Source organism: Nocardiopsis xinjiangensis YIM 90004 (assembly GCF_000341145.1).
Lineage (GTDB): Bacteria > Actinomycetota > Actinomycetes > Streptosporangiales > Streptosporangiaceae > Nocardiopsis > Nocardiopsis xinjiangensis.
This window is the reverse complement of sequence record NZ_ANBE01000033.1, coordinates 87420-103557: the sequence shown is the minus strand read 5'-3', so window position 1 is coordinate 103557 and position 16138 is coordinate 87420. Positions and strand designations below refer to the sequence as shown.

The following is a 16138-nucleotide window of genomic DNA, read 5'->3' as shown; positions in this document are numbered from 1 at the left end:
CGGTGAGCCCTGGAATCCTTCGTCCGGGCTTTCGTCCTGGGACGGTCCTGGAATCGATCCGCTCGGGTCGGCAGCGCAGCCTGACGGCGGTGAGTCCTGGTCCCCGTCGGGTGAGGCTTCGTCGGGGGGGGCTTCCGATGTGGATCCGCTCGGGCCGGGGGGGTCGTCCCCGGGTCTTGGGGATTCGTGGGTCCCGTCGGGTGAGTCTTCCTCGTGGGGTGTTTCGGAGAGTGGTCCTCTGGGGTCGGGTGCGCCTTCTTACGGCGGTGAGCCCTGGAATCCTTCGTCCGGGCTTTCGTCCTGGGACGGTCCTGGAATCGATCCGCTCGGGTCGGCAGCGCAGCCTGACGGCGGTGAGTCCTGGTCCCCGTCGGGTGAGGCTTCGTCGTGGGGTGCTTCCGATGTGGATCCGCTCGGGCCGGGGGGTTCGTCCCCGGGTCTTGGGGATTCGTGGGTCCCGTCGGGTGAGTCTTCCTCGTGGGGTGTTTCGGAGAGTGGTCCTCTGGGGTCGGGTGCGCCTTCTTACGGCGGTGAGCCCTGGAATCCTTCGTCCGGGTCTTCGTCCTGGGACGGCCCCGGAAGCGATCCGCTCGGCCCGGGTGCCCCCGCGCCCGTCAACGGCGAGCATTGGTCCCCGGCAGACAACACCCCGCCCTGGGAGCCGGGTTCCGAGGGCGATCCTTTGGACAGCGCAGGTCCGTCCGCTGGGCTCGGGTCCTGGGACGCTCCGGGACCGGATCCTCTCGGGACGAGTACGCCGGTCCCCGGCGAGCCCTGGGCCCCCTCGGGTGAGCCCTCCTCCTGGGACGCCTCCGCGACCGGAAGCGTCGGGGGCCGGAACGCCTCCGACCCGTTCGACCGGCCGGCGTACGGCGATGACGGCTACAACGACGAACTCTCCGGCACCGCCGGCCCGCGCTCCTGGACACCCGGCGACCGGACGTCCTTCGAGGACGGGTGGAACACCGGGAACGGCCGGTCGTGGGCCGACGACGGTTACGACGACGAGCTCTCCGGCACCCGGCCGCCCGAACCGGAACAGCCGGGTGACCTCGGTACCGGCAGCGGCAACACCTGGGCCTTCTCCCGTGACGATCCGCGTCTGCCCGACGCGGTCCGCCAGGCCGAACAGCGGCGCCGAGAGGACACCGACGGGGGAGTACGCCATGACGACTGGGGCGGTCCCGGGGACACCGGACACGGTCCCGCCCCGGTTTCCGATGATCCCCTCGCGGCCCTCGCCGACCTGCAGTCGCAGGCCGGGGCCGACACGGGAGCCGGGGTCGAGCCCCAGGCCGACGGAGGGGCCACCCAGATGTTCGGTGCGCCCGCGGCCGACGACGACCGGGGCGCCTCGACGCAGATGTTCTCCCCGCTGTCCCCGGACGGTCCCGGGGAGGACATCGCTCGGCCTCCCGCCGGTGTGCCTTCCGACCTGGGATCGGTGCCCTCCTACGGGCGCCGATCCGACGAGGGCCAGTGGGAGGAGGGCTACGACGGCTACGACGAGGGTTACGACGACGAGTACGGCGATGAGTACGGCGACCACGAGGACGAGTACGAGGACGGCTTCACCCCGGCCGACTACGGGATGCCGGAGAAATCCCGCCGGGGCCAGCGCCGGCGCCGTGACATCACCGAGGACTTCCCCGGGTTCGACGACCGTCCCCCGGGCGGTGAACCGGGTGACGGTTACCCCGGTTACGACAGCGTGGATTTCCTCGCCGACACCGAACCGGGCGCGAACCTTACCCTCTGGCTGGGTGTGGCCTCGCTGATCCCCTTCGCCGGTGTGATCACGGCCCTCCTGGCCCTCCTGGTCACCGGGCCCAAGGCCAAACGGGAGATCCGGGAGTCGCGGGGTGAGCTCGACGGCCACGGGCGCATCATGGCCGGTACGGTTCTCGCCGTCATCGGCATCGTGGTGACCGTGATCTCTCTGGCGATCACCCTGATTCTGTAGCGAGCACGGCCGCTCTTCCCCGATAATGGACGGGAGGGGAGCGGCCGTTCTCGTTTTCGGTCGCCCGACGAACGACCCAGAGGAAAATACTGGGACGAAGCAAGCCCGGAAGCGCGTAGACTGGGGGGAGACCCACGGCTACGCGAGGACCGGTCACGCTGGCTCTCGCCATGTCGCACACCGTTTTGACCGTCTCCTCGGCAAACGGTATCCTGTGTGATTGTGCCCGTGAGTCGACGGGTCACACGTGTGTGTGCGGCGCCCGGCCCCATCACATTGGGGCGGATCACAGATCCGGGCGCGCTTAGCATGTGAACCCCCTCCCTTCAAGGCCTCATGGCCGGGTGTGCGCGCCCATCGTCACTGTACGCCGGGTCGAAAGCGACACGCCCGACATCGGGGGCCGGGGAGGTTCGGGAAAGCCAGCAGGTCAATAGCGATATCGGCTACGAGAACCGGCGTAGGTCACGAGGAAGACGGAGACGCGGTGCCCACCATCCAGCAGCTGGTCCGCAAGGGCCGACAGGACAAGGTCGCAAAGAACAATAGCCCGGCGCTGAGGGGGAGTCCGCAGCGTCGTGGTGTGTGCACGCGTGTTTACACCACTACGCCCAAGAAGCCGAACTCCGCGCTGCGCAAGGTCGCCCGCGTGAGGCTGAGCAGCGGCATCGAGGTGACGGCCTACATCCCCGGCATCGGTCACAACCTCCAGGAGCACAGCATCGTGTTGGTCCGCGGTGGCCGTGTGAAGGACCTGCCGGGTGTCCGCTACCGAATCGTCCGCGGCTCGCTCGACACCCAGGGTGTCCGTAACCGCAAGCAGGCGCGTAGCCTCTACGGCACCAAGAAGGAGAAGTAAGCATGCCGCGCAAGGGCCCGGCGCCGAAGCGCCAGCTCATCACCGACCCGGTTTACGGCTCGCCGCTCGTCACTGCACTGATCAACAAGGTGCTGGTCGACGGCAAGCGTTCCCTCGCTCAGGGCATCGTCTACGACGCCCTCGAGGGCGCCCGTGAGAAAACCGGCCAGGACCCGCTCGTCGTTCTGAAGCGTGGTCTGGACAACGTCAAGCCCGCGCTCGAGGTCCGCAGCCGCCGTGTCGGTGGCGCGACCTACCAGGTGCCGGTCGAGGTCCGCGCCTCCCGGTCCACCACGCTGGCCCTGCGCTGGCTGGTCACGTTCTCGGGCAGGCGTCGTGAGAAGTCCATGACCGAGCGTCTGATGAACGAGCTGGTCGACGCCAGCAACGGTCTCGGCGCGGCTGTCAAGAAGCGTGAGGACACGCACAAGATGGCCGAGTCGAACCGGGCTTTCGCTCACTACCGCTGGTAACGCGGACGAGATCGACCGAGGGACGACGAGCCTTATGGCTAAGAACGTGCTTGACCTGGCCACGGTGCGAAACATCGGCATCATGGCCCACATCGACGCGGGTAAAACCACGACGACCGAGCGGATCCTCTACTACACCGGTGTGACCCACAAGGTGGGCGAGGTCCACGACGGTGCCGCCACGATGGACTGGATGAAGGAGGAGCAGTCGAGGGGTATCACCATTACCTCGGCTGCCACCACCACCCACTGGGACGACTACACCATCAACATCATCGACACGCCTGGCCACGTCGACTTCACGGTCGAGGTCGAGCGGTCGCTGCGTGTGCTCGACGGTGCCGTCGCGGTGTTCGACGCCAAGGAAGGTGTCGAGCCCCAGTCCGAGCAGGTCTGGCGCCAGGCCGACCGCTACGGCGTCCCGCGGGTCTGCTTCGTCAACAAGATGGACAAGATCGGCGCCGAGTTCCAGCGCTGCGTGGACCAGTTCCGCGAGCGCCTGGGTGCGAACGCCATGCCGATCCAGCTCAACATCGGTGCTGAGAGCGACTTCCAGGGCGTCATCGACCTTGTCCACATGAAGGCCTACGTCTGGAGCACCGAGGCCAAGCTCGGTGAGATGTACGAGACGATCGAGATCCCCGAGAGCCACATCGAGGCTGCTCGTGAGGCTCGTGAGCAGTTCATCGAGACGCTGGCCGACGCCGACGACGAGATCATGGAGCTCTACCTGGAGGGCCAGGAGCCCACCACCGAGCAGCTCGTCCCGGCCATCCGCCGCGCCACCATCGCCGGCACCGCTGTGCCGGTGCTGTGCGGCACCTCGTTCAAGAACAAGGGCGTGCAGCCCCTGCTCGACGCGATCACGGCGTACCTGCCCTCGCCCCTGGACGTCGAGGCCATCGAGGGCCACGACCCCAAGGACGAGAGCGAGGAGACCAAGCTCTCCCGCAAGCCCAACACCGACGAGCCGATGTCGGCCCTGATCTTCAAGATCATGAGCGACCCGCACCTCGGCAAGCTGACCTACGTGCGCATCTACTCCGGTGTTCTCACCACCGGTAGCCAGGTGCTCAACAGCGTCAAGGGCCGCAAGGAGCGCATCGGCAAGATCTACCGCATGCACTCCAACAAGCGTGAGGAGATCGCCGAGGCCGGCGCCGGTGACATCGTCGCGGTCATGGGTCTGAAGGACACCACGACGGGTGAGTCGCTCTGCGACCCGAGCTCGCCCATCATCCTCGAGTCCATGACCTTCCCTGCCCCGGTCATCCAGGTGGCCATCGAGCCGAAGACCAAGAGCGACCAGGAGAAGCTGGGCATCGCGATCCAGCGCCTGGCCGACGAGGACCCTTCGTTCCAGGTGGCCACGGACGAGGAGACCGGTCAGACCGTGATCTCCGGCATGGGTGAGCTGCACCTCGAGGTGCTGGTCAACCGCATGCGCGACGAGTTCAAGGTCGAGGCGAACATCGGTAAGCCCCAGGTGGCCTACCGCGAGACCATTCGCAAGAAGGTCGAGGGCCACGTCTACACCCACAAGAAGCAGACGGGTGGTTCGGGCCAGTTCGCCAAGATCAAGATCGACCTCGAGCCCTTGATGAGCGAGGACGGGACCGCCGACGGCTACGAGTTCGTCGACAGCATCACGGGTGGCCGCGTGCCGCGTGAGTACATCCCGTCCGTCGACGCCGGCGCCCAGGAAGCCGCCGAGCTGGGTGTGCTCGCGCACTACCCGCTGGTTGGTATCAAGGTCACGCTCCAGGACGGCCAGTACCACGATGTGGACTCCTCCGAGATGGCCTTCAAGACCGCCGGTTCGATGGCCTTCAAGGAGGCCGTCCAGCTGGCCAAGCCGACTCTTCTGGAGCCTGTCATGGCCGTCGAGGTCACCACTCCCGAGGAGTACATGGGTGACGTGATCGGCGACCTGAACTCTCGCCGTGGACAGGTTCAGTCCATGGAGGAGCGTTCCGGCACCCGCCTGATCAAGGCCATCGTGCCCCTCTCCGAAATGTTCGGCTACGTGGGTGACCTGCGCAGCCGTACCCAGGGTCGAGCCAACTACTCGATGGTGTTCGACTCCTACGCGGAGGTTCCGTCTTCCGTCGCCCAAGAAATTGTGGCGAAGGTCCGCGGCGAGTAGTTCGCGGACACGTAACCAGTTCCGGTCCTCGCACACACGCGGGCGGGGACCGGATCCAGATAGCTCTGTACGTCTAGGAGACTTCCAGTGGCGAAGGAAAAGTTCGAGCGGAATAAGCCGCACGTCAACATCGGCACCATCGGTCACATTGACCACGGCAAGACCACGCTGACGGCTGCGATCACCAAGGTCCTGCACGACGCGCACCCGGACCTGAACCCGCTCACCCCGTTCGAGGACATCGACAACGCTCCCGAGGAGCGCGAGCGCGGCATCACCATCTCCGTCGCTCACGTCGAGTACGAGACGACCGAGCGCCACTACGCTCACGTCGACTGCCCCGGTCACGCCGACTACGTGAAGAACATGATCACCGGTGCGGCGCAGATGGACGGCGCCATCCTGGTCGTGGCGGCCACCGACGGCCCCATGCCGCAGACCAAGGAGCACGTCCTGCTCGCCCGCCAGGTCGGCGTCCCCGCCATCGTGGTGGCCCTGAACAAGGCCGACATGGTCGACGACGACGAGATCTTCGACCTGGTCGAGCTCGAGGTCCGTGAGCTCCTCACCGAGTACGAGTTCCCCGGCGACGACACCCCGGTGACCAGGGTCTCCGCCCTCAAGGCCCTCGAGGGCGAGGAGGAGTGGAAGAACGCCATCCTCGAGCTCATGAACTCCGTGGACAGCCACATCCCCGAGCCCGAGCGTGACACCGACAAGCCGTTCCTGATGCCGATCGAGGACGTCTTCTCGATCACCGGTCGCGGTACGGTCGTCACCGGCCGCATCGAGCGCGGTATCATCAACGTCAACGAGACCGTCGACATCGTCGGTATCAAGGACAACAAGCAGACCACCACCGTCACCGGTGTGGAGATGTTCCGCAAGCTGCTCGACCAGGGCCAGGCCGGCGACAACGTCGGGCTGCTGCTGCGCGGCACCAAGCGCGAGGACGTCGAGCGCGGCCAGGTCATCATCAAGCCGGGCACGACGACTCCGCACACGGAGTTCGAGGGCCAGGTCGTCATCCTGTCCAAGGACGAGGGCGGCCGCCACACGCCGTTCTTCAACAACTACCGTCCCCAGTTCTACTTCCGCACCACCGACGTCACCGGCGTCGTGACGCTGCCGGAAGGCACTGAGATGGTCATGCCTGGTGACAACACCGCGATGTCCGTCGTGCTGATCCAGCCGGTCGCGATGGAAGAGGGCCTCAAGTTCGCCATCCGCGAGGGTGGTCGGACCGTGGGTGCCGGTCGCGTCACCAAGATCATCAAGTAGTACGAACCGGGACACGTTCCCCTCGTGGGAACACCGCCCCGGGAGGTGGGCGGGCCGTGCGCGCACGGCCCGCCCCACCACACCGAGAAGACGTCATCGGGCTCTGTGACGGTGGCGTACCGCAGGGGGAAGCCCTGTTGCGGTTTCTCAAGGGAATAGAGGCTCACGGCCACAGCGGCGGCATCTTCCGTCCGGCCTGGGTTTCTGTGACCGGAATGCACACCGTTACGGACACTGAAACGAAGGACGAGCAGGCCACATGGCGGGACAAAAGATCCGCATTCGGCTAAAGGCCTATGACCACGAGGTCATTGACAGCTCGGCGAAGAAAATCGTCGAGACCGTGACGCGAACTGGCGCACAGGTCGCGGGCCCGGTGCCGCTGCCGACGGAGAAGAACGTTTACTGCGTCATCCGATCGCCGCACAAGTACAAGGACTCGCGCGAGCACTTCGAGATGCGCACCCACAAGCGGTTGATCGACATCATCGACCCCACGCCGAAGACGGTGGACTCGCTGATGCGTCTCGACCTGCCGGCGGGCGTTGACATCGAGATCAAGCTTTAAGGACGCACAGACATGGCCACCAAGCAGATCAAGGGAGTTCTGGGCGAAAAGCTCGGCATGACCCAGGTCTTCGACGACGAGGGCAAGATTGTGCCCGTCACCGTCCTGAAGGCCGGTCCGTGCGTCGTGAGCCGCATCCGGACCCCCGACACCGATGGCTACTCCGCCATCCAGCTCGGCTACGGGCAGATCAACCCGCGCAAGGTCAACAAGCCCCTGGGCGACTACCTGCGCCGGCACGAACTGACCCCGCGCCGCCACTACGTTGAAGTCCGCACCACGGACGCCTCCGAGTACCAGCTCGGCGAGGAAGTCGACGCCTCCTCGTTCGAGGACGGTCAGTCGGTCGACGTGACCGGTAAGACCAAGGGCAAGGGCTTCGCCGGTGTCATGAAGCGCCACGGGTTCGCCGGTATGGGTGCCTCGCACGGTACCCACCGCACGCACCGCACCCCGGGCGCCATCGGCGGCTGCGCCACGCCCGGCCGCGTGTTCAAGGGCACGCGGATGGCCGGTCGCATGGGCAACGTCCGCAAGACGGTCCAGAACCTGACCGTTCACTCCGTCGAGGCGGAGAAGGGGCTCATCCTGGTCAAGGGTGCTGTTCCCGGTCCCAACGGCGGTCTGGTGCTGGTCCGCACCGGTGTGAAGGGGGACAAGTAAGCCATGGCCCAGATCGAGGTCAAGAACCCCGAGGGTAAGGCCAAGGGCAGCGTCGAGCTGCCGGACAGTGTCTTCGCCCAGCAGGTCAGCATTCCGCTGATCCACCAGGTCGTGAACGCTCAGCTGGCCGCCGGCCGCCAGGGCACCCACGCCACCAAGACCCGCGGCGACGTCCGCGGCGGTGGTAAGAAGCCCTACCGGCAGAAGGGCACCGGTCGCGCCCGCCAGGGTTCGATCCGTGCTCCGCAGTACGTCGGCGGTGGCACGGTCCACGGCCCCCAGCCCCGCGACTACAGCCAGCGCACCCCGAAGAAGATGAAGGCCGCCGCCCTGCGCGGTGCCCTCTCGGACCGGGCGCGTCACGGCCGTATCCACGTCGTCAGCGAGTTCGTCGCTGCCGACGCCGAGAACAAGCTCACGCAGACGGCCCTGAAGGCGCTGCGCCAGGTCAGCGAGGCCGACAAGGTCCTCGTCGTCCTGGCCCGTGAGGACGAGCACAACCGGCGTGCCCTGCGCAACGTCGAAGAGGTGCACCTCCTCGACGCGGACCAGGTGAACACCTACGACGTCCTGTACTCGGACGACGTGGTCTTCACCGAGGCGGGCTACACCGAGTTCCTGGCCCACGCGGCCGGTGCCTCCGCGGCCGTTCAGTCCGAGGAGGACGCCAAGTGAGGATCGCCGACCACCGGGACATCATCGTCGAACCGGTGATCTCCGAGAAGAGCTACGGGCTCATGGACGAGAACAAGTACACGTTCATCGTTCGCCCGGACGCCAACAAGACCCAGATCAAGATCGCGATCGAGAAGATCTTCGAAGTGAAGGTCACGAGCGTGAACACGGTCAACCGCAAGGGCAAGCGCAAGCGCACGCGCTTCGGTTACGGCAAGCGTCCCGACACCAAGCGGGCGATCGTCGGCCTGGCCGACGGCGACCGCATCGACATCTTCGGTGTCTGAGACCCAGCCGGGTCAGACCGCTCCACAGTAAGCAAGACGTAAAGGAATGCGCGAAGAAGATGGGCATTCGTAAGCACAAGCCGACGACGCCGGGACGTCGCGGCTCCAGCGTGAGCGACTTCGTCGAGATCACGCGCTCGGAGCCGGAGAAGTCCCTGGTCCGTCCGCTGCACTCCAAGGGCGGCCGCAACGGCCACGGCCGGATCACCGCCCGCCATCAGGGTGGCGGCCACAAGCGTGCCTACCGCGTGATCGACTTCCGTCGGCACGACAAGGACGGCGTGCCGGCCAAGGTCGCACACATCGAGTACGACCCGAACCGCACTGCTCGTATCGCGCTGCTGCACTACGTGGACGGCGAGAAGCGCTACATCCTGGCGCCCGCCGGCCTCAAGCAGGGTGACAAGGTCGAGAACGGTCCGCAGTCCGACATCAAGCCCGGTAACTGCCTCCCGCTGCGCAACGTCCCCACGGGTACGTTCGTGCACGCGGTCGAGCTGAAGCCGGGCGGCGGCGGCAAGCTGGGCCGCTCCGCCGGCTCGCAGATCCAGCTTCTCGCCAAGGAAGGCAACTTCGCCACGCTGCGTATGCCCTCCGGTGAGATGCGCATGGTCGAGATCGGCTGCCGCGCGACGGTTGGTCAGGTCGGCAACGCCGAGCAGTCCAACATCAGCTGGGGCAAGGCCGGCCGTAGCCGCTGGAAGGGCAAGCGCCCGGTCGTCCGCGGTGTCGTGATGAACCCCATCGACCACCCCCATGGTGGTGGTGAGGGCAAGTCCTCCGGTGGTCGCCACCCGGTCAGCCCCTGGGGTGTCAAGGAAGGCCGGACCCGTAACACGAACAAGACCAGCCAGAAGCTCATCGTGCGGCGTCGGCGTAGCGGCAAGAAGAAGCGGTAAGGAGCACGTCTGATGCCACGTAGCCTTAAGAAGGGTCCTTTCGTGGACGAGCACCTCATCAAGAAGGTTGAGGCTCAGAACGAAAAGGGCAGCAAGAACGTCATCAAGACGTGGTCCCGGCGTTCGATGATCGTGCCGGAGATGCTCGGTCACACGATCGCCGTTCACGACGGCCGCAAGCACATTCCGGTGTTCGTGTCGGAGGCGATGGTCGGCCACAAGCTCGGTGAGTTCGCTCCCACGCGTACTTTCCGGAGCCACGTCAAGGAAGACCGCCGTAGCCGCCGTTAGCGGTTGCTGCAGCAGATAAGAACCACTTTCTCCACGGTGAGTGGAGATGAATTTCCGTGAGCGAGGGAAAAGCGATGGGAACGAGGGCTCAGGCACGGTTCGTCCGTGTTACGCCCCGGAAGGCCCGCCGGGTGGTGGACCTTATTCGCGGGTTGCCCGCTGACGAGGCACAGGCGGTGCTCCGGTTCGCTCCCCAGTCGGCGAGCGACCCTGTTGGCAAGGTGCTGGCCAGTGCCATCGCCAACGCTGAGCACAATGACAAGCTGGACCGGGAGAACCTCACGGTCGAGGGCGCTTGGGTGGACGAGGGTCCGACCCTGAAGCGCATCCGACCGCGAGGATTCGGCCGGGCTTTCCGAGTCACCAAGCGCACGAGCCACATCACTGTGGTCGTTGCCGACTCGGTCGCCTCGTCCAAGACGAAGGAAAGGACCCGATAGTGGGACAGAAAATCAACCCGCACGGGTTCCGCCTCGGTGTGACGACCGACTTCAAGAGCCGTTGGTATGCGGACAAGGCCTACAAGGACTACGTCAAGGAAGACGTGGCGATCCGACGGATGCTGACCCGCGGCATGGAGCGCGCGGGCATCTCCAAGGTCGAGATCGAGCGCACCCGTGACCGTGTCCGCGTCGACGTCTACACGGCCCGGCCGGGCATCGTCATCGGCCGCCGCGGCGTCGAGGCCGACCGCATCCGTACGAACCTGGAGAAGCTGACCGGCAAGCAGGTCCAGCTGAACGTCTTCGAGGTGAAGAACCCCGAGACCGACGCTCAGCTCGTCGCTCAGGGTGTCGCCGAGCAGCTGAGCAGTCGCGTGGCCTTCCGCCGCGCGATGCGCAAGGCCATGCAGAGCGCCATCAAGAGCGGGGCCAAGGGCGTCCGTATCCAGTGCGGTGGCCGTCTGGGCGGGGCCGAGATGTCCCGTTCGGAGTTCTACCGCGAGGGCCGGGTCCCGCTGCACACGCTGCGCGCCGACATCGACTACGGCCTCTTCGAGGCCCGGACGACCTTCGGCCGCATCGGCGTCAAGGTGTGGATCTACAAGGGCGACGCCCCTGTGACCCGCGCCGAGCGCGAGGCCAAGCAGGCTGCCGAGCGCACCGCTGGCGGCGGTGGCGGTGGCGGCGGCCAGCGCCGTGAGCGTCCGCAGCGCCGCCGTCGTGGCGGCGGTGGCGGCCAGCAGGGCAACGAGTCGAAGGCCCCGGCCGAGACCGCGAAGACCGAGGGGAGCTGAGCCGTGCTTATTCCTCGTAAGGTCAAGTACCGCAAGCAGCACAAGCCCGACCTTCGTGGCGAGGCCAGGGGCGGTACCGCCGTTTCCTTCGGTGAGTACGGCATCCAGGCACTGGAGGCGGCTTACGTCACCAACCGCCAGATCGAGGCGGCTCGTATCGCCATGACCCGGCACATCAAGCGTGGCGGCAAGGTGTGGATCAACATCTTCCCCGACCGCCCCATCACGAAGAAGCCCGCCGAGGTCCGCATGGGTTCCGGTAAGGGTTCCCCGGAGTGGTGGGTCGCGCCGGTCAAGCCGGGTCGTGTGATGTTCGAGCTGTCGGGTGGCGTGCCCGAGCCGGTGGCCAAGGAGGCCCTCCGGCGTGCGATGCACAAGCTCCCGATGAAGTGCAAGATTGTTAAGCGGGAGGTGTGGGAGTAATGGCGAAGACCGTGACTGCCACCGAGCTGCGCGAGCAGTCCATCGAGGACCTGGTCGGTAAGCTCAAGGAAGCCAAGGAAGAGCTCTTCAACCTCCGCTTCCAGGCCGCCACCGGCCAGCTCGACAACCACAGCCGCCTGCGCACCGTCAAGCGAGAGATCGCGCGGATCTACACGGTCCTGCGGGAGCACGAGCTCGGCATCATGCCGCTGTCTGGTGAGTCGGCTGAGGAGACGAAGGAAGCAGCCGAATGACTGAGAACCAGACGCAGACTGCCACGCGCAACTACCGCAAGACCCGCGAGGGTTACGTGGTCAGCGACAAGATGGACAAGACCGTCGTCGTCGAGGTCGAGGACCGCGACAAGCACGCGCTGTACGGCAAGATCATCCGTCGGACGACCAAGTACAAGGCGCACGACGAGGCGAACTCCTGTGGCGTCGGCGACCGTGTCCTCCTGATGGAGACCCGGCCGCTCTCCTCGACGAAGCGTTGGCGCATCGTGGAGATCCTGGAGAAGGCTAAGTAGCTCCGGCCTGCCGGCGGCCGACACTCGGTGTCGGCCGCCGGCGCGAGGGGTGAGACCACCTAGCCGTGCGGCAGTGGACCGCACGCATCACATCAGGAGTAGACGTGATTCAGCAGGAGTCGCGACTCAAGGTCGCCGACAACACGGGTGCCAAGGAGATCCTCACCATCCGTGTCCTCGGTGGGTCGGGTCGCCGTTACGCCGGGATCGGCGACACTGTCGTCGGTACGGTGAAGGACGCCATGCCGGCCGCGGGGATCAAGAAGGGTGACATCGTCAAGGCCGTCATCGTGCGCACCGCCAAGGAGCGCCGTCGGCCGGATGGTTCCTACATCCGTTTCGATGAGAACGCTGCCGTGCTCATCAAGGACGGCGGGGACCCGCGAGGCACCCGTATCTTCGGCCCGGTCGGCCGCGAGCTGCGTGAGAAGAAGTACATGCGCATCATTTCGCTGGCGCCGGAGGTGCTCTGAGCGATGAAGATCAAATCTGGCGACGAGGTGATCGTCCTCGCAGGCAAGGACAAGGGTGCTACCGGCAAGGTCGTCAAGGCCATGCCCCGTGAGGACCGTGTCGTTGTCGAGGGCGTCAATCTGGTCAAGAAGCACCGGAAGGCCAACCCGGCCGGCGGCCAGCAGAGCGAGGTCGTCACCAAGGAGGCCCCGATCCACGTGAGCAACGTTGCGCTCTCGGAGGACGGCAAGGCCACCCGGGTCGGCTACCGCTTCGACGAGCAGGGCGACGAGGTCCGCAAGGTCCGCGTCTCCCGCCGCACCGGTAAGGACATCTGATGACGGTTACCAACGACATCACGGCCCCGCCGATGCCGCGCCTCAAGGAGAAGTACCGCAACGAGATCGTGCCCGCCCTCAAGGAGGAGCACGAGATCGCCAACATCATGCAGGTTCCCGGGGTCACGAAGATCACGGTGAACATGGGTGTCGGCGAGGCTGCTCGGGACGCGAAGCTGATCCAGGGTGCGGTCACCGACCTGTCGGCGATCACCGGCCAAAAGCCCAAGATCAACCGAGCCAAGAAGTCCATCGCGCAGTTCAAGCTGCGTGAGGGGATGCCGATCGGCGCCAGCGTCACGCTGCGCGGCGACCGCATGTGGGAGTTCGCTGACCGCCTGCTCTCCCTCGCCCTTCCCCGGATCCGTGACTTCCGTGGTCTGTCCCCGAAGCAGTTCGACGGGAACGGGAACTACACCTTCGGTCTGACCGAGCAGGTCATGTTCCACGAGGTGAACCCGGACAAGATCGACCGGCAGCGTGGGATGGACATCACCGTCGTCACGACCGCCGTCAATGACGAGCAGGGCCGTAGCCTGCTGAAGCGGCTCGGTTTCCCGTTCAAGGAAGCCTGAGGGGTAGGACATGGCTAAGAAGGCGCTGATCGCCAAGCAGCAGCGGAAGTCGAAGTTCGGCGTCCGTGCGTATACTCGGTGCTCGCGGTGCGGCCGCTCGCGTGCCGTCTTCCGGAAGTTCGGCCTCTGCCGTATCTGCTTCCGGGACATGGCTCACCGCGGCGAGCTGCCCGGTATCGCCAAGTCGAGCTGGTAGTTCTCGGCGGGGCCGACCTGGCGCTCATGTCCCTCTGGGCGAGCGCACGGGTCGGCCCCCGCCGGGGCGCCGGCCTCTCGGCGGCGACCCCGAGTGACCCGGCCGTCATCAGGACGGCCCGGTCGTACACAGAAAAATGAAACAGGGCACGGTAGTCCCGTCAGGGACAGCGGTGCCCACGACCACGCCGAAGGTCCGAACGTGGCTCCGGCGCCGGCTCCGGCCGGTGCGGGAATGGGTCCTGGGAAAGACCCGCACACGGAAACCGCGGTGAGGAAGGGCCAGTCGGCCATGACAATGACCGACCCGATCGCAGACATGCTGACGCGTCTGCGTAACGCGAATTCGGCTTTCCACGACACCGTCGCGATGCCGTATTCCAAGATCAAGGCGCACATCGCCGCGATCCTCCAGCAGGAGGGCTTCATCGAGGGCTGGCGCTCCGAGGACGCCCAGGTGGGCAAGAACCTCGTGCTGGACCTGAAGTACGGCCCCACTCGTGAGCGTTCGATCGCCGGCATCCGCCGCGTCTCCAAGCCGGGCCTGCGGGTCTACGCCAAGCAGGAGAACCTGCCGCGAGTGCTCGGCGGTCTTGGCGTTGCGATCATTTCGACGTCCGGTGGCCTGATGACCGACAAGCAGGCCAAGAAGAACGGCGTTGGCGGCGAAGTCCTCGCCTACGTCTGGTAACAGGGAGAGATTGAAGCATGTCGCGTATCGGTCGACTGCCGATCTCGGCCCCTAAGGGCGTCGAAGTCACGATCAACGGGCAAGACGTCACTGTCAAGGGGCCGAAGGGCGAACTCAAGCACACCATCACCGAACCGATCACTGCCTCCCGTGATGAGGACGGCGTGGTCACGGTGGTGCGTCCCGACGATGACCCGGAGAACCGCTCGCTGCACGGGCTGACCCGGTCCATCCTGGCCAACCTGGTCAAGGGTGTCTCCGAGGGTTACTCCAAGACGCTGGAGATCCACGGTGTGGGTTACCGCGTCCAGGCCCGCGGCCAGAACCTCGAGTTCTCGCTCGGCTACAGCCACCCCGTCGTGGTGGAGCCGCCGGAGGGCATCACCTTCCGCGTGGAGAAGCCGACGATCTTCCACGTCGAAGGCATCGACAAGCAGCTCGTGGGTCAGATCGCCGCGAACATCCGCGGCCTGCGCAAGCCTGACCCCTACAAGGCCAAGGGCGTTCGCTACCAGGGTGAGCACATCCGCCGCAAGGCCGGAAAGGCTGGTAAGTAGGCAATGGGCATCACCGTGAGCCGTAAGCGGACGGCCAAGTACACGACCGCGCGCCTGCGCCGGCACAACCGGGGCCGGAAGAAGATCGTCGGCACCCCCGAGCGCCCGCGCCTGAACGTGTTCCGCTCCTCGAAGCACATCGTGGTGCAGGTCATCGACGACACCCAGGGCCACACCCTGGCCGCTGCTTCCAGCGTCGAGGCCGACCTCCGTGCGACGGAGGGAACCAAGACCGAGAAGTCCGTCAAGGTGGGTGAGATCGTCGCGCAGCGCGCCAAGGAGGCCGGCGTCACCCAGGTCGTCTTCGACCGCGGCGGCAACCGGTACGCCGGTCGCATCGCCGCGCTCGCGGAGGCGGCGCGTGAGGGCGGACTGGAGTTCTGATCCGATGACCTTCGTTACGCACAAGATCAACCACGAGAAGAGGAACCACTGATGGCTGCAGCACCGCGGCGCGGCGCCGGTGGCGAGCGGCGTGATCGCCGTGATGATCGCCGCGGCGGCGCAGACAAGGGTGTCTCCTACACGGAGAAGGTCGTGACCATCAACAGGGTCGCGAAGGTCGTCAAGGGCGGCCGTCGCTTCTCCTTCACCGCCCTGGTCGTCGTCGGTGACGGCGACGGCATGGTCGGTGTGGGTTACGGCAAGGCCAAGGAAGTCCCCTCCGCCATCGCCAAGGGTGTCGAGGAAGCGAAGAAGAACTTCTTCCGCGTCCCGCGCGTCCAGGGCACGATCACGCACAAGATCACGGGCGAGGAGGCCGCCGGCATCGTCATGCTGCGGCCGGCCGCCCCCGGTACCGGTGTCATCGCCGGTGGTCCGGTCCGTGCAGTCCTGGATTGCGCCGGGGTCCACGACGTCCTGAGCAAGTCCCTCGGGTCCTCGAACCCGCTGAACATCGTGCACGCCACCGTCGCCGCGCTCAAGGGGCTCAACCAGCCCGAGGCGATCGCGGCGCGCCGGGGACTGCCGCTCGAGGACGTCGCTCCGGCCGCCATGCTGCGTGCCCGCGCTGAGGCGAAGGCAGGTACCTGA

Annotated in this window: 24 protein-coding genes; all 24 read left to right on the top strand. The window is 66.2% G+C overall.

Annotation, left to right across the window (positions count from 1 at the left end; genetic code table 11):
- The first annotated feature begins 682 nt into the window (after positions 1–682).
- Positions 683–1963 carry a DUF4190 domain-containing protein gene (locus D473_RS0116735; protein WP_026127037.1) on the top strand — a complete coding sequence of 427 codons (1281 nt, stop codon included), beginning with the start codon at positions 683–685 and terminating at the stop codon, positions 1961–1963.
- 487 nt (positions 1964–2450) lie between these two features.
- Entirely contained in the window at positions 2451–2822 is a 372-nt protein-coding gene (rpsL, locus tag D473_RS0116730) for a 30S ribosomal protein S12 (protein WP_017610201.1), read from the top strand.
- 2 nt (positions 2823–2824) lie between these two features.
- Positions 2825–3295, top strand: coding sequence for a 30S ribosomal protein S7 (gene rpsG / locus D473_RS0116725; RefSeq protein WP_017610200.1), 471 nt, complete (start codon positions 2825–2827; stop codon positions 3293–3295).
- A gap of 34 nt (positions 3296–3329) precedes the next feature.
- Positions 3330–5441, top strand: a complete 2112-nt coding sequence (gene fusA, locus D473_RS0116720) for an elongation factor G (RefSeq protein WP_017610199.1) — start codon at positions 3330–3332, stop codon at positions 5439–5441.
- Between the two features lie 87 nt (positions 5442–5528).
- On the top strand, positions 5529–6722 hold the full coding sequence (gene tuf, locus D473_RS0116715; protein ID WP_017610198.1) for an elongation factor Tu: 1194 nt from the start codon (positions 5529–5531) through the stop codon (positions 6720–6722).
- Positions 6723–6981: 259 nt separating this feature from the next.
- Positions 6982–7290 (top strand): 30S ribosomal protein S10, encoded by a 309-nt coding sequence (gene rpsJ / locus D473_RS0116710; protein WP_014908366.1) that lies wholly within the window; start codon positions 6982–6984, stop codon positions 7288–7290.
- Between the two features lie 12 nt (positions 7291–7302).
- Entirely contained in the window at positions 7303–7953 is a 651-nt protein-coding gene (gene rplC / locus D473_RS0116705; RefSeq protein ID WP_017610197.1) for a 50S ribosomal protein L3, read from the top strand.
- Between the two features lie 3 nt (positions 7954–7956).
- Positions 7957–8628: a 50S ribosomal protein L4 gene (gene rplD, locus D473_RS0116700; RefSeq protein WP_017610196.1), complete on the top strand. Its 672-nt coding sequence runs from the start codon at positions 7957–7959 to the stop codon at positions 8626–8628.
- The gene (rplW, locus tag D473_RS0116695; RefSeq protein WP_017610195.1) at positions 8625–8915 is read left to right on the top strand and encodes a 50S ribosomal protein L23; all 291 of its coding nucleotides are present in this window, start codon (positions 8625–8627) and stop codon (positions 8913–8915) included. Before rplD ends, rplW begins: the two co-directional genes overlap by 4 nt.
- Before the next feature lie 59 nt (positions 8916–8974).
- The gene (gene rplB / locus D473_RS0116690; RefSeq protein ID WP_026127036.1) at positions 8975–9814 is read left to right on the top strand and encodes a 50S ribosomal protein L2; all 840 of its coding nucleotides are present in this window, start codon (positions 8975–8977) and stop codon (positions 9812–9814) included.
- A 12-nt stretch (positions 9815–9826) separates the two neighbouring features.
- Entirely contained in the window at positions 9827–10105 is a 279-nt protein-coding gene (gene rpsS / locus D473_RS0116685; protein WP_026127035.1) for a 30S ribosomal protein S19, read from the top strand.
- Positions 10106–10179: 74 nt separating this feature from the next.
- Entirely contained in the window at positions 10180–10545 is a 366-nt protein-coding gene (rplV, locus tag D473_RS0116680; RefSeq protein ID WP_017610192.1) for a 50S ribosomal protein L22, read from the top strand.
- Positions 10545–11342, top strand: coding sequence for a 30S ribosomal protein S3 (rpsC, locus tag D473_RS0116675; protein ID WP_017610191.1), 798 nt, complete (start codon positions 10545–10547; stop codon positions 11340–11342). Before rplV ends, rpsC begins: the two co-directional genes overlap by 1 nt.
- A gap of 3 nt (positions 11343–11345) precedes the next feature.
- Positions 11346–11765: a 50S ribosomal protein L16 gene (gene rplP / locus D473_RS0116670; RefSeq protein ID WP_017610190.1), complete on the top strand. Its 420-nt coding sequence runs from the start codon at positions 11346–11348 to the stop codon at positions 11763–11765.
- A complete protein-coding gene (gene rpmC, locus D473_RS0116665; RefSeq protein WP_017575959.1) occupies positions 11765–12019 on the top strand; it encodes a 50S ribosomal protein L29 in 255 nt (84 codons plus the stop codon). The genes rplP and rpmC overlap by 1 nt, the downstream gene beginning before the upstream one ends.
- A complete protein-coding gene (gene rpsQ, locus D473_RS0116660; RefSeq protein WP_017610189.1) occupies positions 12016–12294 on the top strand; it encodes a 30S ribosomal protein S17 in 279 nt (92 codons plus the stop codon). Before rpmC ends, rpsQ begins: the two co-directional genes overlap by 4 nt.
- Before the next feature lie 104 nt (positions 12295–12398).
- Entirely contained in the window at positions 12399–12767 is a 369-nt protein-coding gene (rplN, locus tag D473_RS0116655) for a 50S ribosomal protein L14 (protein ID WP_017610188.1), read from the top strand.
- A 3-nt stretch (positions 12768–12770) separates the two neighbouring features.
- Complete coding sequence (gene rplX / locus D473_RS0116650; protein ID WP_017575962.1) at positions 12771–13085, top strand: 50S ribosomal protein L24; 315 nt, start codon at positions 12771–12773, stop codon at positions 13083–13085.
- Positions 13085–13660, top strand: a complete 576-nt coding sequence (rplE, locus tag D473_RS0116645) for a 50S ribosomal protein L5 (protein WP_017610187.1) — start codon at positions 13085–13087, stop codon at positions 13658–13660. Before rplX ends, rplE begins: the two co-directional genes overlap by 1 nt.
- Positions 13661–13670: 10 nt before the next feature.
- The gene (locus D473_RS0116640) at positions 13671–13856 is read left to right on the top strand and encodes a type Z 30S ribosomal protein S14 (RefSeq protein ID WP_017610186.1); all 186 of its coding nucleotides are present in this window, start codon (positions 13671–13673) and stop codon (positions 13854–13856) included.
- A 291-nt stretch (positions 13857–14147) separates the two neighbouring features.
- Positions 14148–14546, top strand: a complete 399-nt coding sequence (gene rpsH / locus D473_RS0116635) for a 30S ribosomal protein S8 (protein ID WP_017610185.1) — start codon at positions 14148–14150, stop codon at positions 14544–14546.
- A 17-nt stretch (positions 14547–14563) separates the two neighbouring features.
- A complete protein-coding gene (rplF, locus tag D473_RS0116630; protein ID WP_017610184.1) occupies positions 14564–15103 on the top strand; it encodes a 50S ribosomal protein L6 in 540 nt (179 codons plus the stop codon).
- Between the two features lie 3 nt (positions 15104–15106).
- Positions 15107–15487 carry a 50S ribosomal protein L18 gene (gene rplR / locus D473_RS0116625; protein ID WP_017610183.1) on the top strand — a complete coding sequence of 127 codons (381 nt, stop codon included), beginning with the start codon at positions 15107–15109 and terminating at the stop codon, positions 15485–15487.
- Positions 15488–15538: 51 nt separating this feature from the next.
- Positions 15539–16138 carry a 30S ribosomal protein S5 gene (gene rpsE / locus D473_RS0116620; RefSeq protein WP_017610182.1) on the top strand — a complete coding sequence of 200 codons (600 nt, stop codon included), beginning with the start codon at positions 15539–15541 and terminating at the stop codon, positions 16136–16138.